Raw genomic sequence first — 20,811 nt, 5'->3', positions numbered from 1 at the left:
GCCTCAATCCGGGAATTCGGATTCTCTGGAGATTCCAAGATTCAGTTTTCAGCGGCGTTGCGAACCGTGCCCCACTTTCCTCCCCAAGGTCCTCCACTTCCCACCACGGGCCGTAGATTTGCCTAGATTCCGCAGGTTCCGCAGGAAAAATCCATGAAGCGAAGCTCGTATCCGAGTGTGATCTCCATTTTCGCTCCACCGGGAGTTGGCGCAAGAAACCGCTAAATTTAGCCAATTTTTAACTCCAGACTCTCGCGAAACCAGCAAAATCGCATTGACAGTGGGGGGTTGTGGAGTAAAGTGGAGGCAAGTAGAGAAGAGTGGGGGTTCCGGCCACTTCGCGGAAAGGCGGTGTGCATGTTCCTGGGAACGTACACGCCGAAACTTGACGAGAAGGGTCGACTGATTCTTCCTGCTAAATATCGTGATGAGTTGTCCTATGGGCTGGTGCTTACTCGTGGTCAGGAACGTTGTATTTACGTTTTTAGCCAGCGGGAGTTCGAGAAGCAGCACGAACAACTAGCGCAGGCATCTTTGACCTCACGACGAGCACGCGACTACGCACGTGTGTTCCTCTCTGGGGCCTCTGATGAAGTTCCGGACAAGCAGGGACGCGTCACGATTCCGCAAGTGCTTCGCACTTACGGCGGCCTTGACCGTGAAGTGACAGTTATTGGTGCGGGCAACCGCATTGAAATCTGGGACACGCAGGCTTGGCAGCAGTATTTGGACGAACAGGAAGATGTTTTCTCCGATACTGATGAGGACTGAGGCCGCCAGGCCAAGGTTCAATCCAGCAACAGATGATGTTGGGATGAGATCTCCAGCCACCTAGCGGGGCAAATCATCTGGCTTCACTTCCCCGGAGCCAGAGGGTGGACCACCACTTGGTTGGAGGGGGATCTGATCTCAACAACAGATCGAACAGCGAAAGGGGGCGCAGTGCCAAATCAGGATTCCCAGCGACCAGCATCCGAACGCCATGTTCCAGTACTTCTGGACCGTTGCGTCAATCTCCTCGCACCAGGTATTCAGCGTGCAAATGCTGAAGGCCGTAGGGCAATCGTTGTGGACTGCACCCTTGGAATGGGCGGACACTCGGAAGCAATTCTGAAACGATTCGACAACCTCCACCTCATCGGTCTCGACCGTGACGAGCAAGCTCACGAGCTGGCCGGCGCCCGGCTGAAGCCATTTGAGGATCGCATTGATCTCGTCCACGCCGTATATGACGAAATTGCCGACGTCGTCGAGGACCTGGGTTTTCCCGGTGTCGACGGGGTGCTTTTTGACCTCGGCGTTTCATCGCTCCAGCTTGATGAGCGCGAACGTGGTTTCGCCTACTCCTATGACGCTCCGCTGGATATGCGCATGGACACCTCGGTAGGGCCAACCGCCGAGGATCTGGTTAATGACTTGGAGCGCGACGAGTTGCTGCGAATCATTCGCCAGTGGGGTGAAGAGAAATTCGCGGGACGGATCTCAACAGCCATCGTTGAAGCACGCGCAAAATCGCGGATTACGACGACGGCGGAACTTGTCGAGATTATTCGGAATGTGGTTCCTGCCGCCGCCGCCAGAAATGGCGGACATCCAGCCAAGCGGACCTTCCAGGCCCTGCGCATCGCAGTCAATGAGGAACTCGACGTGCTGGAGCGCGCAATTCCTGCGGCGATGGGCGCTCTGAATGTCGGTGGCCGAGTCGTCGTGATGAGCTACCACTCCCTGGAAGACAAGATCACCAAGAGGCACTTTGTGCAGGGTGCAACCTCTTCTGCTCCTCCAGGATTCCCGGTGGAGCTGGAAGAACATAAGGCCGAATACAAGGTCCTGACCAAGGGCACCGAAAAGCCAAGCGACCAGGAAATTGCGGAAAATTCCCGTGCAGCCTCAGCTCGTTTGCGAGCTGTGGAGCGAGTGTTGAAGAGGAGCTAGGATGAGCCAACGAGCCCCGCGTCGCGTGCAGAAAATTGCAGCCGTGAACAACCAGCCAGTTGTCGAAGGCAGCGCTGCACGAGCCTTGCGCCCAGAGCCCGTGCTTGCCAGCCAATTGCCTAAAGGCGAGTCTCGTCAGCGAGTGACCCTTTCCTTGGTGCCTCGGATCAAGGAATCGAACCGTCGCTCCATGGTTACGATGTCCGCGATCCTCGTACTGCTGGCCTTCAGCGTCATTGTCACCCTGGTGCTGCTCAACACCTCCGTTGCCCAGCGACAGTACGACATAGTTTCGCTGCGCAACCAGGAGCGCGCACTGTCCCAAGAGAACCAGGCCCTGCTCAAGGAAGCCCAGTCACTGGCTGCACCGCAGGCTTTGGCGGCAAAGGCCAAGGACCTTGGACTGGTCTCGCCAGGGGCTCCCGGTCTGATCAGCCTCTCCGAAGGCAAGGTAACCCAGGAAGCCGAAGATGCCGTCAAGGCCAAAGGCAATAAGCAGGAATATGGAACCCTGCCATTGCCTGGTGCCAGTGTCAGCGAAGGCGAGGGGACCCAGGCGGACGCTGAATCCAAAAAATCTTCAACGCCAAAGACCACTGTGGGCAAGACCTCAACTGAAGCAGAGAAGAAGACCGAGTCTGCACAAGACTCCAAGGAAGCCGAAGTGAAGGCCGAAAAGCGCGATCGGGAGGTCGCTGAGGATGGTCGCCCGGTCTTCCAGGATGCCGAACTCAATGGCGGCACGATCCCGGCCCCAAGCATCAAATCCCCAGCAAATTAGCGAGATCTTTCTAAGCTGGAACTGAGCTAGCTGATACTGCTGGAAACCACGCTGAGGGAAAGTTAGGTTCATTGTGAGTTCGACGGCAATCGATACTGCGAAAAAGCGGATGCGCTTCGTACTGATCCTCTCGGTGACCCTGCTGGTAATCATTCTCGCCCGGCTCGTCTGGGTCCAGGGAATCAACGCCGCCACGGTTGCCAACGCGGCCCAGCAGAACCGCGAACGCGAAGAGGTCATTGCGCCCATGCGCGGTTCCATCGAAGACCGCAATGGAACCACCCTCGCCGTTTCCGTCGACCGCTACGACCTCGTCATCGATCAGCGCGAACAGAATGAGGATATTCGCCGCGCCAAACGCGACGGCTCCAACGGCCACGAACGCATCAGCTGGGACCAGGCCATCCAGGAATTGGCCAAGGCGCTCGATCAGGATCCCGAGGAACTGGCCAAGAAGGTTCGCCCGCAAGGGGACGCCAAGCCCAAGGGGTACGTGGTGCTCGCCAAGAGCGTCACCCCGGAAGTTCGCAACGAAGTCCGTGAAATCGGAATCCCTCGCCTCTCATCGCTGTTGCGCAGCGAACGCCAGTACCCGCAGGGCGTTATCGCCGGCCCGCTGCTCGGCTTTGTGCGCAACTCGGAGGACCAGACATCCGTGGTCGGTGCCGAGGGGCTCGAACTGAGCCAAGAAGACCACCTCGCCGGCACCGCGGGCAGCCGCAAATACGAAATCAGCGCCGACGGTGTGCGCATTCCGGTCACCGAGGTTGAAGAAACTCCAGCGGTCAATGGACAAGACGTCATCCTGACCATCGACTCGGACATCAACTACGTCGCCCAGCGCGCAGCTGAAAAGAAGCAGGCGCAGTTCAACGCCGAGTGGGTGTCAGTGATCGCCATGGAGGTCAAGACGGGCAAGATCCTGGCCATTGGCGATTCTGCAGAGCTGGATCCCAACGACCCCGGTGCCACCGCTCCGGAGTTCCGGCGCTCAACGTCGATCACCCGTGCCTTCGAACCAGGCTCGACCGGCAAGGCACCGATCTTCGCCGCTGCCCTCGACCAAGGGGTAATCAAGCCCACCGACGAATTCACCGTCCCGAACAAAAAGACCTTTACCAAGGAAACAATCAACGACTCCTTGGAACACGCCACCTATGACATGACCGCCGCGGGCATCTTCGCCCGCTCGTACAACACCGGTACCGTGATGGTCGGCAACAAGATGAGCAAGCAGACCCGCTATGACTACATGAGGGCCTTCGGCCTTGGCACTCCAATCCAGGTTGGACTGAACGGTGCCAGCGCTGGCCAGCTTGCGGCTCCAGAAAATTGGGATCGCCGACAGCAGTACACCACCATGTTCGGCCAGGGCTACTCGCAAACCGTGCTGCACACGGCATCGATCTTCCAGACCCTGGCTAATGGCGGCGTCCGCTTGTCGCCGAGCCTGATCGAAGGCTACCGGAACGATGATGGCTCGGTCACGAAGATTCCAGACCCCGAAGAGAAGCGCGTCGTCAAGGAATCCACCTCCAAGGAAATGCTGAAGATCATGGAATCCGTGGTCGACTTCGGAACCGGCTACAAGGAAGCGATTCCCGGCTACCGCGTGGGAGGCAAGACCGGTACCGGCCAGGCCGCCAGTGCCAAGGGCTACGACGGCTATACTTATTCATTTGCAGGTGTTGCCCCGCTGGAAGATCCGCAGTTCGTTGTTGTTGCGACCATGTACCGCCCCAAGGGCAACTGGAAGGACTTCTCGGTAGCGGACACGTTTACCGACGTGATGAGCCATACGCTCAACACATTCAATGTGCCACCGAGCACGACTAAGTCAGAGGCGTACGACGTCTTTGTAGGCAAGGAACAAAAGAAATCTTGGTAGTCCAGAATCCCGGTACTCCGCGCGAGTTGGAACGGTACCTTCGTCCAGAGAATATGGCCGGCGTGGGCTTTGACCAGGTGTGCGGCGCTGCCGGCGCCGTGCGGACCGGAGCGCAATTCAACGCCGCTCCGCAGATTCTCGGTGTCAGCCTGAACCCGCAGATCGTCCAGCCAGGCGACGTCTTCCTGGGCATCTCGGGGGCTAAGCGCCACGGTGCCGAATTCGTTGACACTGCCATTTCCAACGGTGCCCGCGCCATCATCACCGATACCGCTGGCTTGGACTTCCTGCCAGAAGAACTATCGATTCCTGTGGCTGTTGTCGCCGATGTGCGCAAGGCCGCCGCCCAGGTTGCCCAGGCGGTCTACGGCACCGATCAGCGCAGCCCTCAGCTATTTGCGGTGACCGGCACCAACGGCAAGACCACCACGACGTTCATGATTCGCGCGATCCTCGAGGCCCTCGGTGAAGAAACCGGCCTGATTGGAACCATCGAGATGTCCGCCCGCGGACAGATCATCCCGAGCGTGCTGACCACCCCGGAATCCACGCAGCTCCATGGCGTCTTGGCTCGTATGGCACAACAAGACGTGAGTTCTGTGGCGATGGAGGTTTCCAGCCACTCGCTGAGCTACGGACGCGTCGATGCATTGAATTTTGCCGTCGCCGGCTATACCAACCTGACCCAGGATCATCTGGACCTGCACGGGACGATGGAAGACTACTTCCAGACCAAGGCCCAGCTGTTCACCCCCGAACACAGCGCCTCGGCGGTCGTCATGGTTGATGACCCCTATGGCGCTCGCCTCGCCGAGCATGCGCAGATCCCCACCCAGTCGCTGAGCCTGGACGAGAATAACGAATTAGCCGACTGGCGTGTCACCGACTTGGCGCACTCCGGGCTCGGACATAGCTTCACGCTGCGCAACCGTGACGGACGACTGCTGCGCACGCGCACCGCACTGCCCGGCATGTTCAACGTCGCCAACGCCGCTTTGGCCACCGTCATGGTGCTGGCCAGCGGGGCAGAGCTTGATGCACTTCAGAAGGCCCTTGACGCCAAGGACCCGCTGTCGGTAGCAGTACCGGGACGCATGCAGGTGGTTGCCGAATCCCCAGTGGCCGTAGTCGACTTCGCGCATAACTCCGACGCACTGGCCAAGGCCCTGGATTCCATCCGTCCGGGCGCCAACGGGCGCAGGATCGTGGTCTTCGGTGCCACCGGTGAGCGGGACAAGACCAAGCGCCCGGATATGGGAGCGGTGGCCGCACGCCACGCAGACATCGTAATTGTCACCGATGACGACCCGCATGGCGAAGCGCCGGAGCCGATCCGCGAGCAACTAGCTGCCGGTGCGCAAGGCGCCATTGACACCGAACGGGCAGAAACCCAGCTTTTCAACATCGCGCCACGCGCTAAAGCCGTGGAATTCGCTGTGAGTTTAGCGCAGGCCAATGACGCGATCCTGGTCGCTGGTCGCGGACACGAAGTCAGCCAAGACGTCGCGGGAATCGATGTAGAACTCGATGACCGGGTTGAACTGGCAAATGCCCTGAAACTTCATGGATTTGTGACCAATTCCTAGTCGGCACAAGACCACGATCACCACCGCTCAAGTGTAAAGTCCTTAATGCCATGATTGAACTGTCTTTAACCGACCTTTTGAAGATCACCGGGGGAGAAGCGACTGCTTCAGCCGCTTCCGACACGGTGGTTACTTCTGTGACCACGGATTCACGCGAAGTCACCGCTGGTTGCTTATTTGTTGCCAAGCCCGGGGAATTTTCCGACGGGCACGCTTTCATTGATAAAGCTCTGGCCTCCGGCGCCGTATTGGCATTGGCCGAGCGCCAGACCTACGACGATGCCCGCGCGGTGCACCCCTCGATCATCGTCGACGACGCTGTTGAAGCCATGGGCAAGATTGCCGCTCACATCGTCGAATACCTTAAAGCCAAAAACGATGCCAAGGTCATCGGGATAACCGGTTCAGCCGGCAAGACCACGACCAAGGACCTGCTGGCCGGAATTCTGTCCCGGGTAGCCCCGACCGTTTCACCGATCGGCTCCTACAACGGCGAAGTTGGCGTGCCGCTGACCGTCTTTAGCGCGACCGAAGATACCAAGTTTTTTGTCATCGAAATGGGCGCTACCGGGGTAGGCCACCTGACCTACCTGACCGATATGGTGCATCCGCACGTTGGCGTGGTGCTCTGTGTTGGCACCGCGCACGCGGGAGAATTTGGCGGGGTAGAGAATATCGAGAAGGCCAAGGGCGAACTTGTAGAAGCCCTGGACGCCGACGGCATTGCCATCCTGAATGCAGAGGATCCCCGCGTTGCCCGCATGGAATCGCGGGCCCGGGCGCAGGTGCGATTCTTCGGCACCAGCGAGCAAAAGCCCGAACGCGCAGGGGTCTGGGCCGCCGACGTGGTCGTCAACGGCTCCGGCCAGCCGCAGCTGACCTTGCAGTTCCCCGACGGCTACAGCCAGCGGATTACTTCCGGTTTGCTGGGCCGCCACCATGTGGGCAATATCCTGGCTGCCGCCAATGCCGCCTATGCGCTGGATATCAGCCCGCAGATCATCGCCGAAAGCCTGGAGGGCCAAAGAGCCAACAGCCGATGGCGCATGGAACGCAGCGAGCGTGCCGACGGCGTGAGCATCATCAACGATGCCTACAACGCCAATCCGGAATCCATGCGTGCGGCCCTGGTGACACTGGCCGAGCTGGGCCTGGGCGAGGACGGTGCACCTGGCCGCCGCACCTGGGCTGTCCTGGGCGAGATGCTGGAGCTTGGCGACAAGAGCATCCACGAACATGATTTGCTCGGACGCATGGCAGTTCGAATGAACATCAAGAAACTTGTTGTGGTTGGCCGGGGAGCGAAGCCAGCATATAACTCTGCAGTGCTTGAAGGCAGCTGGGGTGACGAAGCCTTCTACGTGGAGAGCGTGGACGAGGCTCGTGACCTGCTGCAAAAGGAACTCCAGCCAGGCGATATCGCCTTGTTCAAGTCCTCTAATGGGGCCGGTCTGCGCTTCCTCGGCGACGACATCGCAGCGTTCGTGAAGGAAGGCGAAGACGCGTGATCGCATTGATCCTGGGCGCAGGTATTGCCCTTGTACTAACCATGGTGGCCATGCCGCTGTACATCCGGCTTCTGACCAAAAAGCAGTATGGCCAGGTGGTTCGCGATGATGGGCCGAACTCCCACGCCGTCAAGTCCGGTACCCCCACCATGGGTGGTGTCGTCTTTGTCCTGGCCGTCTTCGTTGCCTACTTCGCCACCCATGGCATCCTGGCCTTGATGGGACGTTCCTCCTCCGGGATTACGGCCACTGGCCTTCTCGTCCTCCTGCTCTTCGGCGGCATGGGCCTGGTTGGCTTCCTCGATGACTTCATCAAGATCTTCAAGAAGCGCTCGCTGGGCCTTCGCGCCTGGCAGAAGATCGTGCTGCAGGCTGTCATCGGCATCAGCTTCGCCGTGCTGGCCCTTCAGTTCCCGAACGAGCAGGGCCTGACCCCAGGTTCTACCGCGATTTCCTTCCTGCGCGACAGCAATATCGATTTGGCCTTCGCCGGCCCGATGCTGGGATTGATCCTGTTTGTCATCTGGGCGAACTTCATCGTTACCGGCACCACCAATGCCGTCAACCTCACCGACGGACTCGATGGCCTGGCCACCGGTGCCTCGATCATGGTCTTCGGCGCCTACACCCTGATGGGCATCTGGCAGCAGAACCAGGCCTGCTCCAATATGAACTCGCTGGATGTTTGCTACTCGGTGCGCGATCCCCAGGACCTCGCCCTGCTGGGCGCCACCCTTTCGGGAGCGCTCATTGCCTTCCTCTGGTTCAATGCCAAGCCGGCAAAGATCTTCATGGGCGATACCGGTTCGCTGGCCATCGGCGGTGCTGTCGCCGCCTTCGCGATCCTCTCGCGCACCCAGCTGCTGCTGGTGGTGATCGCCGGCCTGTTCGTGATCATCTCGCTGTCGGTGATCATCCAGGTGGGCTACTTCAAGCTCTCCGGTGGCAAGCGCGTGTTCAAGATGGCGCCGCTGCAACACCACTTCGAGCTCTCAGGCTGGTCCGAGGAAAATGTCGTTATCCGCTTCTGGATCCTGGCCGGCCTCTTTGTCGCCGCCGGACTGGGACTCTTCTACTCTGAATGGGTTGTCGCACTGTGAGCGCAGATGCCAAGAAAATGCTGGATTCGCTAACCAGCTGGGATGCCGACTGGAAAGGGCTGCGGGTCGTCGTTGCGGGCCTCGGGCTCTCCGGATTCTCCGCGGCCGACACGCTGATCGAGCTGGGCGCGATCGTCACCGTCATTGACGGCAAAGACGACCAGCTGAACCAGCAGCGGGCAGAAACCCTGAAGATCGTCGGCGCACACGATGTGCTGCTTGGCGCCCACAATGTCCAGAGCCTGCCCCTGGTGGATGGCCAGCCGGCACAGCTGGTGATGGTGTCGCCAGGCTGGAACCCGCGCCACCCGGCTATCGCCGAGGCCGATGAAGCCGGGATCGAGATCTGGAGCGATATCGAGTTGGCATGGCGCGTGCAGAATCGTGCCGGGCACTCGGCTCCGAAGTGGCTGGCGATCACCGGTACCAATGGCAAAACCACCACCGTGGGCATGACCGAGTCGATTCTGCAGGCTGCAGGCCTCAAGGCCATCGCCGTGGGAAACGTCGGCACCCCGATCTTGGACGCGGTCCGCGAACCGGTGGACTACGATGTTTTCGCGGTGGAGCTCTCCAGCTTCCAGCTGCACTATACCCACAGCATTTCCCCGCTGGCCTCCGTGGTGCTGAACATCGCCGAGGACCATGTGGATTGGCATGGCGGATTCGAGAACTACAAGGCAGCCAAGGCCAAGATCTACGAGCGCACCCAGGTCGCTGCGATCTTCAACGCCGAAGAAGAAGCCACCATCCGCATGGTTGAAAATGCCGACGTGATCGATGGCTGCCGAGCCATTGGCTTCACCACCGATTCGCCGGCGGTGTCCATGATCGGCGTTGTCGAAAACCTCCTGGTGGATCGCGCCTATATCGAGGACCGCAGGACCAATGCGGTTGAACTGATTCCGCTGGACCAGATCGGCGAGATTGTCCCGCGGCACACTGCCGCCAACGCCGCTGCCGCAGCCGCCCTGACCCGCGCCTATGGTGTGGAACCCGAGGCAATCGCCCAGGGACTGAGCGGATTCGATGCCGGGGATCACCGCATCCAGGCAGTCGCGCGCAAGAACGACATTCTGTGGATCAACGATTCCAAGGCCACCAACCCCCATGCAGCCGATGCCTCGCTGGCAGCATTTACGCGCGTCGTATGGATCGCTGGCGGCCTGTCCAAGGGCGTGGAATACGACGAGCTGATCGCCAAGCACGCCCACCGGCTGGCGAAGGTGCTGCTGATCGGCACCGATACCGCAGGCCTGGTTGAGGCACTGGTTGCCAAGGCGCCCCAGGTGGAAGTCATCAACATCACCGCCCAGGCGCTAGCCGCTGATGGGATCGCGCCATCCGGTACGCAGGTGATGACCCGGGCTGTCCACAAGGCAGCCGAGGTGGCCCAGCCAGGAGACACCGTCCTGATGGCGCCGGCGGCAGCTTCCATGGATCAATTCAGCTCCTATGCCCAGCGTGGCAACGCATTTATCAGCGCCGTCAGTGATCTGATGGATAGAGCTGGCGAAGGCAACTAGGCAACCGTTTACCGAACAGATGACACCGAGGCAGGAGGCACCGATGGCGATGAAGCAGCAACGACCGTCCACGGGCGCCAAGCAGAAAACGCCCTGGTTCGCCAAGCTGATCGGCGGCGTCGAAAACGCCAGCGGTCGCATGGCTTCGATGGACTACTGGCTAGTCGTTGTGGTCTCCATCGTGCTCGCGATTTTCGGCGTGCTGATGGTGCAGTCCTCCGCATCGGTTGAGGCAATTGCCAAAGGCAAGGACGGATTCACTGTCGCCTTGTCGCAAGCGATGTTTGCCGGCATCGGAATAATTTGCATGCTCGGGATGCAGTTCATAAAACCCGAGAATCTGAAGAAGCTCGCGTGGTTATCGGTAATCGCGGCATTCCTCCTGCTGTTCCTCGTTGCCTTTACGCCCCTTGGGCATACCGTCCTCGGCAACCGAAACTGGATCAAGATCGGCCCCGTCGGCCTGCAGCCCAGTGAGTTCGCCAAGCTTGCCCTGGCAGTTTTTGCAGCATTCATGCTTGAACGGAAACAGCACATGCTGCATGACATCAAGCACCTGGTGGTTCCGGTGGTGGCACCGGCAGGCATTGCCATCGTTGGCCTCGTGGTTGTCGGCAAGGACGTTGGCACCGCGCTGGTGCTGCTGATGATCATTGCGTCGGCGATGTTCCTCGGTGGCATCAAGATGAAGTGGCTCGCGGGGTTCGGCTTTGTCGGCATGGTGGGCCTGGCGGTTGCAGTGATGGGATCTTCCAACCGCCGACAGCGCGTTTTGGCATGGCTTGATACCGACTGCGGTCCAAGCGATCAGCTGTGCTACCAGGCGAGCATGGGCCTTCACGCCTTCGCCTCCGGCGGATGGTTCGGTGTTGGCGCCGGCCAGTCGCGCATGAAGTGGTCCTACGTGCCCGAAGCGCAAAATGACTTCATCTTCTCCATCTTGGGTGAAGAGTTCGGCCTGATCGGCGTCCTGTTCGTGCTGGTGATGTTCATCCTGCTGGCGCTGGCCATGTACCGCATCGCTTTGCGTGCCAGCGACCTCTACACCAAGGTCCTGATGGGCTGCTTGATGTCGTGGGTCATCGGGCAGACTTTCGTGAACCTTGGCACCGTGACCGGCGTCCTGCCGGTAATCGGCGTGCCGCTGCCGTTCATCTCTTCTGGTGGTTCGGCCATGTTGGCAATCATGCTGGCCATGGGGTTTGTACTGTCTTCGGCCAGGGCCCAAAAACTTGCCTTTGATTCCTCGGAAGAGAAGAAAACCGCTAAGCCGAATAACGCAAAGTAGCCTGTGATTTTCACATGCTAAGTGAAGTTGTAGCCCTTCGAATCGATAACGTCGGGCGCTGATCCCGCATGATCGGGACGAAGGAGCATAAGACCAGATGACTGAAGCAATGCGTCTTGTTGTTGCCGGCGGCGGAACCGCCGGTCATATCTCGCCCATGCTGGCAATTGCTGACGCCGTCAAGGATGAGCAAGCCGATGCTCAGATCACCGCACTTGGTTCACCTGGCGGCCTGGAAACAAAATTGGTTCCCGACGCCGGCTACCCGCTTGAATTGATTCCCAAGGCGCCGATGCCACGCAGCCTCAACCTTGATTTGCTGAAGTTCCCGTTCCGATTTATCGCTGCCTTGAATCAAGCCAAGCGCGTCTTGAAGCAGACGGGCGCTGAGGCAGTTCTGGGCGTTGGCGGATATGTGTGCACCCCCGCCTACCTGGCAGCCAAGCAACTCAGGATTCCAATTTTTGTCCACGAAGCCAATTCTGTGGCAGGCATGGCCAACAAGCTGGGCGCAAAGTCCGCTGCCTTTGTCGGGACGACTTTCGCCAATACCGGCTTGCCCGGTGAAGTGAAGGTGGGCATGCCAATGCGTTCGAACGTGGCCCAGATGAACCGCGAAACTCTTCGAGATGAGGCCCGCGAGTATTTCGGTGTGACCGGTGAGAAGATCGTTCTGCTGGTGACTGGCGGATCCTCCGGCGCTCAAAGCATCAATACCTCCATCGCCGCCTCGCTGGCGGAACTGAATGAGGCCGGGGTGCACACGGTGCACATCACCGGTCGAGGGAAACAGATTCTCGATGCGGATGGCCAGGTCTTGGCCCACGAGGGATACACCCAGATCGAGTACGTGGACCGCATGGACTACGCATACGCCGTCGCGGATCTGATGGTGTGCCGCTCGGGTGCCGGAACGGTGTGCGAGCTCGCCGTCGCCGGAACCGCTGCTGTTCTGGTTCCGCTGCCCATTGGCAACGGGGAACAGAAGCTCAATGCCCGCGAACTTGTAGCAGCCGGTGGAGCAGTTCTTGTCTCGGACGATGATTTCACCAAGTCCTACATCACCGAAAATGTCATTAAGTTGCTTGGCGATCAGCATAAACTTGAACAGATGTCTCAGGCAGCCAGCTCGCTAGGGCAACGCGACGCCGCACAAATCATGGCGCGTCGAATTATTGAAGAAGTTTCAACCCGTCGTCGTGCGGGGCAGGAAGGGTAGGACCATGGCATTGCGCGCCAACGAACTGCACGCTGAACTTGGCAAGGTACACCTCATGGGCGTTGGCGGTGTAGGCGTTTCAGCGGTTGCTCGATTGCTGCTGGATTATGGCCTGGAAGTTTCTGGAACAGATGCCAAGGACCTGCCGGTGCTGGAGGATCTGCGCCAGCGCGGAGCCCGAATTGAGGTCGGATATGATCCTGCCAATTTGGGCGATGCGCAAACCGTGGTGATTTCTTCGATCATCAAACCGGGCAACCCGGAATATGACGAGGCAGTTCGCAGAGGCCTGAAGATCCTGCACCGCTCTGAAGGCCTGGAAGCCACCATGCGCGGCCACGAGAAGATCGTGACTATCGCGGGCACCCACGGAAAGACCACCACAACTTCGCTCACCGCCCACATGCTCAAGGCTGTTGGCGCTCGTCCCAGCTTCGCCGTAGGAGCCAACATAGCGAGCCTGGGTACCAACGCCGAGCTGGGAGAGGGTGGCTACTTTGTTGCCGAAGCCGATGAATCCGATGCCTCGTTCCTGAACTACCGTCCTGACGTCATCATCGTGACCAATGTGGAAGCGGACCACCTGGACCACTACGGCACCGAAGAGGCAGTTCACCAGGCCTTTGTCGATTTTGCCCGGTTGCTTCCGGAGGATGGGCTGCTGATTTGCTGCGCCGATGATCCGGGTGCCAATAACCTTGCTCGCAAGATGCGCCATGAACGCAGTGACCTTCGAGTTCAGACCTATGGATTCAGCGACCATGCGGACCGCCGACTCTCACAAGCACAAGCAACCGACAACGGCCGGTTCACCGCACGCGTCGAGTGGGGCAGCGGCCAGAGCTATACCTTGGACCTGGCTGTTCCCGGCCAGCACAACTTGCTCAATGCCACTGCGGCCCTGTCGGTTGGCATGGATGCCGGTCTCGACGTCGAGGAAGCACTGGCAGCTCTGGCGAGCTTCTCGGGTGCTGCCCGTCGATTCGAGCTCAAGGGCAGCGTCGGCGGTGTGAGGGTTTACGACGACTACGCCCACCACCCGACCGAGGTGCTCGCTGCGCTCTCCGCAGGCCGTACGATGGCGGGGGAAGGGCATCTTCATGTGGTGTTCCAGCCCCACCTGTTCAGCCGCACAAAGGAGTTCTACCGCGAGTTCGCGAAGGCTCTTTCTCTTGCCGACTCAGTGGCAGTTCTTGAAATCTACCCTGCGCGTGAAGAACCAATTCCAGGCGTTACCAGTGAATTAATTGCCTCGCGTGTTGAGGTCCCAGCTCACGTGCTGAATCCTGCCGCGGCGGTCGCGCATGTGGTGGAGCAAGCCGAGCCAGGAGATGTTGTGATGACCATCGGTGCCGGAGATGTTACGGCGCTGGGTTCGCAGATCATTGAGTCGCTGAGCTAGCGTCAACTTGAAATTGTCATAGGCCACTGACGTTGGTCGTTTCAACCAAACAAGGTGTTCCATGGGTGAAGAAGCAAAAGTCGTAGAACTTCCAGAAAGTCCAGAGAAGAGACGGCGCAAGCTCTTGATTATTATCGCTGCCTGCATCGTGGTCTTGAGCCTGGCAGCGGTATTGATTTTGAGTTTTTCACCTGTCCTTGCGGCAAAGAAAATTGAGGTCACTGGAACGAAACTGGTCAATGCCGGCAAGCTGGCCGAATCGCTGGAACCGCTCAAAGGCACCCCGTTGCCGAGAATTTCCGAATCCAAGGTTCAAGAGCTGATGGGCAACCAGCCGGCCATCGACCAAATCGTGGTGAAGGCGCAAATGCCTGACACCCTGGTAGTCGAAGTCATCGAAGCAGTTCCTGTGGCCATCCTGGTGGAAGGCGACAAGCAGTATTTGGTGGCGGATACCGGCAAGAAGCTGCGAACCTTGGGCAAGAACGACAAGACGAAGCTGCCCAAAGTCAAAGCCAGTGATGAAACCAAGGACCCGGAGAAGTTCAAGCTGCTGACCGGGATCTTGAGCACGGTTGACGAGTCGGTGCTGAAACAGGTTTCCACTGCGTCGCTGTCCAAAGCAGGGTTCGCCGAATTGTCGTTGCCGAAGAAACGGACGTTGATTTGGGGGGACGCTTCAAAACCGGCACTGAAAAACGAGGTCGCGAAAATCTTCGTCAAAGGCTTGAGCGACAAATACGCCTCAAAGACCACTATCGACGTGACCAATCCAGAGAATCCGGTGGTTTATTAAGTCGCGTTCCTCTGGGCGCGGGAAGACCAATAAGCCGACAAATTCTGGAAAGATAGTTTTGAATAAGCGACACGCCTCAGCGGTCGTTGCAGAAAGACCATACGGCTCATAGCGTTTCTAATAGCGATAGCTTGACAGATCCTAAACCTTAAGGCTAAAGGTGAAGGTTTTTGGCTGGAGTCGTAAACATGTAGCACATCTAACAAGGGAAGCGGGACGTGGCAGCTCCACAGAATTACCTCGCGGTCATTAAAGTCGTCGGAATCGGCGGTGGCGGTGTAAACGCAGTCAATCGAATGATCGAAGTCGGTCTCAAGGGCGTTGAGTTCATCGCCATTAATACCGATGCCCAGGCTCTGCTTATGAGTGATGCCGACGTCAAGCTCGACGTGGGACGCGAACTTACTCGTGGCCTGGGCGCCGGCGCCAACCCTGATGTGGGACGCCAGGCAGCTGAAGATCATGTAGAAGAAATCGAAGACGTCCTGCGCGGCGCCGATATGGTCTTCGTGACCGCAGGCGAAGGCGGCGGTACCGGTACCGGTGGCGCACCAGTCGTGGCACGCATTGCCCGTTCGCTCGGCGCATTGACCATCGGTGTCGTCACCCGTCCATTCACCTTCGAGGGTCGCCGCCGTGCGAACTCCGCCGAGTCGGGCATTGAAGCCCTGCGCGACGAAGTAGATACCCTCATCGTGATCCCGAACGATCGACTGCTGTCGATCTCGGATCGCAACGTATCGGTGCTCGATGCATTCCGCCAAGCAGACCAGGTGCTGCTTTCCGGTGTGCAGGGCATTACCGACCTGATCACCACCTCGGGCCTGATCAACCTCGACTTCGCCGACGTGAAGTCCGTGATGCAGGGTGCAGGCTCGGCACTCATGGGCATCGGTTCGGCACGGGGCGAAGATCGCGCAGTCAAGGCAGCCGAACTGGCTATTGCCTCGCCACTGCTCGAAGCTTCCATCGATGGCGCCCACGGCGTCCTGCTGTCCATCCAGGGCGGCTCGGACCTCGGCCTGTTCGAAATCAACGAAGCTGCACGCCTGGTGCAGGAAGTTGCCCACCCGGAAGCCAACATCATCTTCGGTGCCGTCATTGACGACGCCCTGGGCGATGAAGCACGCGTTACCGTGATTGCTGCCGGCTTCGACGAGCCAGATGTCACCAGCAAGCCAATGGCACCGGTCGCAGCAAAGCCAGCTGTATCATCGCGTCCAGTTGAGCCGGTACCTGCTTCGGTTCCAGAAGCGCAGTCGCACCCAGCGCCAGAAGCTGCAAAGCCAGCACCTGTAGCTGAGGAAAAGCCTGCCGCTGAAAGCGCGGGCTCGTTCCAGGAACTTCCTGATGTTGTCGATTCGGACCTCAACGGTTCCAATGACGACCTGGATGTTCCTGACTTCCTGAAGTAAATAACAGCGAGAAGCTGAGCAGTGCTACATTTCACGTCGGACCTTGATCCGAGTATTCAACTGGCGTTCACATCGCAGGATGAGGGAAACCTCGCCCTACATGTGAACGACGATCCTCGCCGTGTGGCAGAGAATCGAAGCCGGCTGGAGGACTTGATCGGGGTCCGGCGTTTCTCGCTTAACTTCATGAACCAGGTGCATTCGGCAGATGTCCTGACGGTGCAACCTGCTGCGCGCACGTCATGGTCAGAGCCTCCGGCTCCAACCTGCGACGGACTTGTTGATCCGACCGGGACCCAAGCCCTGGCGGTCATGGTTGCAGATTGCCTCCCGGTTCTTTTTGTCGGACGAAGCAAAAACGGCCAAGAAACGTTGACAGCCGCGACGCATGCAGGACGTCGTGGATTGCTGGACGGCATCCTTACCCGCACCGTGGAGCAGCTGAGCATGCAGGGCGCCACAGAGATCGAAGCAGTTATCGGCCCATCGATTTGCGGGTCTTGTTATGAAGTTTCCCCTGAGATGGCAGAAGAGTCTGAGCGCATCAGAACCGGGATTCGTTCAGAGACTCGTTGGGGCACGGCCGGATTGGACCTTCCAGCCTCAGCCGGTCAAGAACTAGCCCAGCTTGGAGTCGCGGTGCGACAAAGTGGCGTGTGCACTTTGGAAGACGAGAACTACTTTTCCTATCGCCGTTCAAGCGACGCCGGACGGCTGGCTGGTCTGATCTGGCCCGCAGCCTAGGCGTGCGCGACACACCGCGCAAAATTGAGCGAATGAACGTTATCTGCCGAAATTTGTGCGGTAGCGTCGAAGTAGCGGAAGCATGCACTGGGGTTGCGTGCAAGGGATAAACAAGGAGAAACATCGTGGCTGACGGACTGCGTAAAGCAATGGTATATCTCGGCTTGGCGGATGCCGTCGAGCAAGAAGAAACCCAAACAGCACAAGCCGAGCCTAGGAGCCAGGTACGTGTTGTCGAAGATGCAGCCCCCAAGCGCACTGCTGAAGCCCCACGCCCGCAGGCTGTCGCACGGCCGGCTGCACCGCAAACACAAGCTAGAGAACCAGAGTCGGAATACCGCGCTCCGGTCACCCCAATCAAGCGTGCCCCTTCAGTACGGGATGAGGATTCCGAATTGCGTCAGATTACAACCGTTCACCCGCGTTCTTACAACGATGCCAAGATCATCGGTGAGAACTTCCGTGACGGAATCCCAGTGATTATGAATGTCACTGATATGGGAGAGACCGATGCCAAGCGCCTCGTAGATTTCTCCGCAGGGCTGGTTTTCGCCCTGCACGGCTCCATCGAGCGGGTTACCAACAAGGTGTTCCTGCTCTCTCCAGCGACCGTTGAGGTGCTTGGAGAAGACCGTAAGCAGTCTGAAGCCCAGGCTACTTTCTTCAATCAGAGCTAAGTTACCAGGAGCACAAGCGCAAAATGGTGTTCGGGATCATCTATCTCGCTTTAGCAATCCTGCAAATTCTGCTCTTGATGCGAATTGTGCTGGATATAACTGAAAGCTTTGCTCGCCACTGGCGTCCTACGGGTATCGCCTTGATCGCTGCAACGGCGATTGTGTCGATAACCGACCCTCCTCTGCGGTGGTTGCGCAGAAGAATTAAACCCCTAGATCTCGGCGGAATCCGTCTTGACCTGTCGTTTCTGCTGCTGTTTATCGTTGTAATGCTTCTCAAAGCTGTGGTAAGTAGTTTAGGCAGTACTACAGGGATCTGATTAGGCGATTTTCGTCTAAACCGGGGATTGTTCTAAGAGTTCAAACCCTGTAGATTCAAAGAATATGAGACACGGGCGTAAGCTCGATTTCGTATTTAGTGTCCAAATCGTTATATCCTTTAGGAAATGGTGCTCCGACTTCACCGGTCGCGACACTGACAACAACGGTAAGTGTTTCGCAAGGCATGACATGGTCGTGCGGAAATGATCCCAGTATTGAGGTGACCCAATGGCTTTGACGCCAGAAGACGTAGTCAATAAGCGGTTTCAGCCGACCAAGTTCCGTGAAGGCTACGACCAAGACGAGGTAGATGACTTCCTCGACGAAATCGTAGTGGAGCTGCGTCGCCTAACCGGTGAGAACGAGGCTCTTCGTAGTCGACTTGCCGAACTTGGTGAGGATGCCGGTTCGGTATCGAAGGAGCAGGCAGTGCCTGCACCTGTTTCGGCTGCTCCTGCTGCAAAGCCAGCTGAGGAGAAGAAGGCTGAGGCTAAGCCAGCTGAGCCAGCCAAGGCTGCAACTCCAGCTCCGAAGCCGGCCGAAGAGAAGAAGGCCGAAGCCAAGCCTGCTGCCGCAGAGAAGCCAGCCGCAGCTCCTGCTGCAGCTGCTCCAGCAGCTCAGGCTGCCCCAGCTGCAGCTGCCGCTCCTGCAGCAGCACCACGTACCGAATCCGCCGAGTCTGCAGCCAACGTGCTGTCGATGGCTCAGCGTTTGCACGACGAGTACGTTGCTGCCGGTGTAGAACAGCGCGACAAGATCATTTCGGAAGCAAAGACCGAGGCGAACTCGCTGGTTACCTCTGCTGAAGAAAAGAGCCGCAAGACCTTGTCCGCCCTTGAGCAGCAGAAGTCTGTTCTTGAGCGCAAGCTTGAGCAGTTGCGCGGATTCGAGCGCGACTACCGTGCTCGCCTGAAGACCTACATCGAAGGTCAGCTGCGCGACCTCGAGTCCCAGGGCTCGATTGATGCAGACGCAAGCAAGTCGAACTAGTCGCTGACAGGTAAGAACCTGATCTAGCTTTCTAGTAAGATCAACGGTGGTGCACGGATTTTATCCGGGTGCCACCGTTGACGTTTAAGAGGAACTAATAGGTATCACTGTGGACGCAGTTCAAACTGGGGGTAAGTCCCCGTCACCGAAGAAATTCTTGGGCACGGGCCTAGTAATTGCGCTGATCGCTTTGGTCATTGACCAGGTCGTGAAGATTTTGGTGGAGCGGAACATGCGGCTCGGCGAGTCGATTGAAGTCATCCCTGGGATCTTCAATATTCATTACATCTTGAATCCAGGCGCCGCGTTCTCCATCGGGGAAGACTTTACGATCATCTTCGCGCTGCTCCAAGCAGCAGTGGCCATTTTCGTGATCTATCTTCTTTCGCGCAAAGTATTGGTTCGCAGTTGGGCAGTCGTATTGGGCTGCTTGCTCGGCGGTGTTCTCGGAAATCTGGGAGACCGAATTTTCCGCCAGCCGGCCTTCGGATTCGGCCACGTCGTGGACATGTTCTCCGTAACCCATTTTGCGATCTTCAATGTTGCGGACTCATTCATCGTTTGTTCGATGATCGTTGTCGCTTACATGCTGATTCGAGGACGCAACCTGGACGGAACCATCGGGGATGCTCCGGCTAAGCAGAAATCAGACCAGGGCGAAACGGAATCCAAAGAATGATTTCTGACGAAACTGTTATCCAGGATCTCCTTGTCGAACCAGCAGATGCTGGAGCCCGGCTCGACGCCTACCTCGCGCGACATCTGGACATTCCTCGTACTCTGGCCTCAAGCCTGTGCAAGGACTCTCACGTTCAAGTAAATGGGCGCATCATTGCAAAATCATTGAAGCTCAAGGCTGGCGATCGTGTGAACGTGACGATTCCTCCGCAACGAGACCCATTGGAAATTAAGGTTGAGAAAGTGGAAGAGCTGAAGATCATCGCGGATGACGATGACTATGTAGTCATTGACAAGCCGGTTGGAGTTGCCGCTCACCCTTCTCCAGGCTGGGTAGGACCCACGGTTGTCGGCGCCTTGATGGCAGAGGGATATAACATCTCGACTTCCGGTGCCTCGGAACGCCAGGGCATTGTTCATCGCCTGGATGTCGGTACCAGCGGCCTGATGGTCGTAGCCAAGTCCGAACGCGCCTACACCGCGTTGAAACGGGCTTTCAAAGAGCGCACCCCCAAGAAGATTTATCACGCAGTGGTTCAAGGATTGCCTGATCCATTGGAGGGCACCATCGATGCTCCTATCGGGCGCCATCCAGGGCACGATTGGAAGTTCGCAGTCCTGGAAGGTGGACGCCAATCGGTCACACACTACAAGGTCATCGAAGCCTTCGGCCGTGCATCACTGGTGGAAGTGCATCTGGAAACCGGGCGTACCCACCAGATTCGAGTCCACTTCTCAGCCTTTGGCCATCCTTGTGCAGGCGATCAGACCTATGGCGCTGATCCAAAACTTGGCGCAGCACTCGGGCTCACCCGCCAGTGGCTGCATGCCAAAAAGCTCGGTTTCAGCCACCCGGTCTCGGGCCAGTGGATGGAATATGAAAGTGATTACCCGGCCGACCTTGAAGGTGCCGTAGAACTTCTGCGTAGCGGAGAATACTAGGCCAACGGGCAGAGG

The 20,811-nt window shown here is 58.3% G+C and carries 19 protein-coding genes; all 19 read left to right on the top strand.

Going from position 1 to position 20,811, the window contains the following annotated elements; genetic code table 11:
• Positions 1-357: 357 nt before the first annotated feature.
• The 19 genes from mraZ to H6F58_RS11580 all read left to right on the top strand — a co-directional run bounded on the left by mraZ (position 358) and on the right by H6F58_RS11580 (position 20,796).
• Entirely contained in the window at positions 358-771 is a 414-nt protein-coding gene (mraZ, locus tag H6F58_RS11670; protein WP_060701988.1) for a division/cell wall cluster transcriptional repressor MraZ, read from the top strand.
• A 171-nt stretch (positions 772-942) separates the two neighbouring features.
• Positions 943-1,935, top strand: coding sequence for a 16S rRNA (cytosine(1402)-N(4))-methyltransferase RsmH (gene rsmH, locus H6F58_RS11665; protein ID WP_060701987.1), 993 nt, complete (start codon positions 943-945; stop codon positions 1,933-1,935).
• A gap of 1 nt (position 1,936) precedes the next feature.
• Positions 1,937-2,716 carry a hypothetical protein gene (locus H6F58_RS11660; RefSeq protein WP_060701986.1) on the top strand — a complete coding sequence of 260 codons (780 nt, stop codon included), beginning with the start codon at positions 1,937-1,939 and terminating at the stop codon, positions 2,714-2,716.
• A gap of 73 nt (positions 2,717-2,789) precedes the next feature.
• The gene (locus H6F58_RS11655) at positions 2,790-4,604 is read left to right on the top strand and encodes a penicillin-binding protein 2 (RefSeq protein WP_257745282.1); all 1,815 of its coding nucleotides are present in this window, start codon (positions 2,790-2,792) and stop codon (positions 4,602-4,604) included.
• A complete protein-coding gene (locus tag H6F58_RS11650; protein WP_060701985.1) occupies positions 4,598-6,190 on the top strand; it encodes a UDP-N-acetylmuramoyl-L-alanyl-D-glutamate--2,6-diaminopimelate ligase in 1,593 nt (530 codons plus the stop codon). Before H6F58_RS11655 ends, H6F58_RS11650 begins: the two co-directional genes overlap by 7 nt.
• Positions 6,191-6,240: 50 nt before the next feature.
• Entirely contained in the window at positions 6,241-7,698 is a 1,458-nt protein-coding gene (gene murF, locus H6F58_RS11645; protein WP_060701984.1) for a UDP-N-acetylmuramoyl-tripeptide--D-alanyl-D-alanine ligase, read from the top strand.
• Complete coding sequence (gene mraY / locus H6F58_RS11640) at positions 7,695-8,798, top strand: phospho-N-acetylmuramoyl-pentapeptide-transferase (protein ID WP_060701983.1); 1,104 nt, start codon at positions 7,695-7,697, stop codon at positions 8,796-8,798. The genes murF and mraY overlap by 4 nt, the downstream gene beginning before the upstream one ends.
• Complete coding sequence (murD, locus tag H6F58_RS11635; protein WP_060701982.1) at positions 8,780-10,324, top strand: UDP-N-acetylmuramoyl-L-alanine--D-glutamate ligase; 1,545 nt, start codon at positions 8,780-8,782, stop codon at positions 10,322-10,324. Before mraY ends, murD begins: the two co-directional genes overlap by 19 nt.
• Before the next feature lie 49 nt (positions 10,325-10,373).
• Positions 10,374-11,612: a putative lipid II flippase FtsW gene (gene ftsW / locus H6F58_RS11630; protein ID WP_236995170.1), complete on the top strand. Its 1,239-nt coding sequence runs from the start codon at positions 10,374-10,376 to the stop codon at positions 11,610-11,612.
• A gap of 97 nt (positions 11,613-11,709) precedes the next feature.
• On the top strand, positions 11,710-12,831 hold the full coding sequence (gene murG, locus H6F58_RS11625) for an undecaprenyldiphospho-muramoylpentapeptide beta-N-acetylglucosaminyltransferase (protein ID WP_060701980.1): 1,122 nt from the start codon (positions 11,710-11,712) through the stop codon (positions 12,829-12,831).
• A 4-nt stretch (positions 12,832-12,835) separates the two neighbouring features.
• Positions 12,836-14,233 carry a UDP-N-acetylmuramate--L-alanine ligase gene (gene murC, locus H6F58_RS11620; protein WP_060701979.1) on the top strand — a complete coding sequence of 466 codons (1,398 nt, stop codon included), beginning with the start codon at positions 12,836-12,838 and terminating at the stop codon, positions 14,231-14,233.
• A gap of 61 nt (positions 14,234-14,294) precedes the next feature.
• Complete coding sequence (locus H6F58_RS11615) at positions 14,295-15,029, top strand: FtsQ-type POTRA domain-containing protein (RefSeq protein WP_060701978.1); 735 nt, start codon at positions 14,295-14,297, stop codon at positions 15,027-15,029.
• 218 nt (positions 15,030-15,247) lie between these two features.
• Entirely contained in the window at positions 15,248-16,444 is a 1,197-nt protein-coding gene (gene ftsZ / locus H6F58_RS11610; RefSeq protein ID WP_171918577.1) for a cell division protein FtsZ, read from the top strand.
• A gap of 21 nt (positions 16,445-16,465) precedes the next feature.
• A complete protein-coding gene (locus tag H6F58_RS11605; protein ID WP_146275408.1) occupies positions 16,466-17,188 on the top strand; it encodes a polyphenol oxidase family protein in 723 nt (240 codons plus the stop codon).
• Positions 17,189-17,313: 125 nt separating this feature from the next.
• Positions 17,314-17,865 (top strand): cell division protein SepF, encoded by a 552-nt coding sequence (gene sepF / locus H6F58_RS11600; protein ID WP_060701975.1) that lies wholly within the window; start codon positions 17,314-17,316, stop codon positions 17,863-17,865.
• A 23-nt stretch (positions 17,866-17,888) separates the two neighbouring features.
• Entirely contained in the window at positions 17,889-18,185 is a 297-nt protein-coding gene (locus tag H6F58_RS11595; protein WP_060701974.1) for a YggT family protein, read from the top strand.
• Positions 18,186-18,414: 229 nt separating this feature from the next.
• Positions 18,415-19,176, top strand: coding sequence for a DivIVA domain-containing protein (locus H6F58_RS11590; RefSeq protein WP_146275406.1), 762 nt, complete (start codon positions 18,415-18,417; stop codon positions 19,174-19,176).
• 109 nt (positions 19,177-19,285) lie between these two features.
• The gene (lspA, locus tag H6F58_RS11585; protein ID WP_261382981.1) at positions 19,286-19,855 is read left to right on the top strand and encodes a signal peptidase II; all 570 of its coding nucleotides are present in this window, start codon (positions 19,286-19,288) and stop codon (positions 19,853-19,855) included.
• Complete coding sequence (locus tag H6F58_RS11580) at positions 19,852-20,796, top strand: RluA family pseudouridine synthase (protein WP_146275402.1); 945 nt, start codon at positions 19,852-19,854, stop codon at positions 20,794-20,796. Before lspA ends, H6F58_RS11580 begins: the two co-directional genes overlap by 4 nt.
• The last annotated feature ends 15 nt before the right edge of the window (positions 20,797-20,811 follow it).

This window comes from Glutamicibacter sp. FBE19 (assembly GCF_015524875.1).
GTDB classification, from domain to species: Bacteria; Actinomycetota; Actinomycetes; order Actinomycetales; family Micrococcaceae; genus Glutamicibacter; species Glutamicibacter halophytocola.
The sequence above is the reverse complement of the archived record's forward strand: the minus strand, read 5'-3'. Positions and strand labels throughout refer to the sequence as shown.

Excerpts from the sequence above, each read along its gene's own strand:
- H6F58_RS11580 (WP_146275402.1), top strand. The coding sequence starts at position 19,852 with ATGATTTCTGACGAAACTGTTATCCAGGATCTCCTTGTCGAACCAGCA.
- H6F58_RS11595 (WP_060701974.1), top strand. The coding sequence starts at position 17,889 with ATGGTGTTCGGGATCATCTATCTCGCTTTAGCAATCCTGCAAATTCTG.
- H6F58_RS11590 (WP_146275406.1), top strand. The coding sequence starts at position 18,415 with ATGGCTTTGACGCCAGAAGACGTAGTCAATAAGCGGTTTCAGCCGACC.
- murC (WP_060701979.1), top strand. The coding sequence starts at position 12,836 with ATGGCATTGCGCGCCAACGAACTGCACGCTGAACTTGGCAAGGTACAC.
- H6F58_RS11660 (WP_060701986.1), top strand. The coding sequence starts at position 1,937 with ATGAGCCAACGAGCCCCGCGTCGCGTGCAGAAAATTGCAGCCGTGAAC.
- murF (WP_060701984.1), top strand. The coding sequence starts at position 6,241 with ATGATTGAACTGTCTTTAACCGACCTTTTGAAGATCACCGGGGGAGAA.
- ftsW (WP_236995170.1), top strand. The coding sequence starts at position 10,374 with ATGAAGCAGCAACGACCGTCCACGGGCGCCAAGCAGAAAACGCCCTGG.
- mraZ (WP_060701988.1), top strand. The coding sequence starts at position 358 with ATGTTCCTGGGAACGTACACGCCGAAACTTGACGAGAAGGGTCGACTG.
- murG (WP_060701980.1), top strand. The coding sequence starts at position 11,710 with ATGACTGAAGCAATGCGTCTTGTTGTTGCCGGCGGCGGAACCGCCGGT.
- murD (WP_060701982.1), top strand. The coding sequence starts at position 8,780 with ATGGGTTGTCGCACTGTGAGCGCAGATGCCAAGAAAATGCTGGATTCG.
- H6F58_RS11615 (WP_060701978.1), top strand. The coding sequence starts at position 14,295 with ATGGGTGAAGAAGCAAAAGTCGTAGAACTTCCAGAAAGTCCAGAGAAG.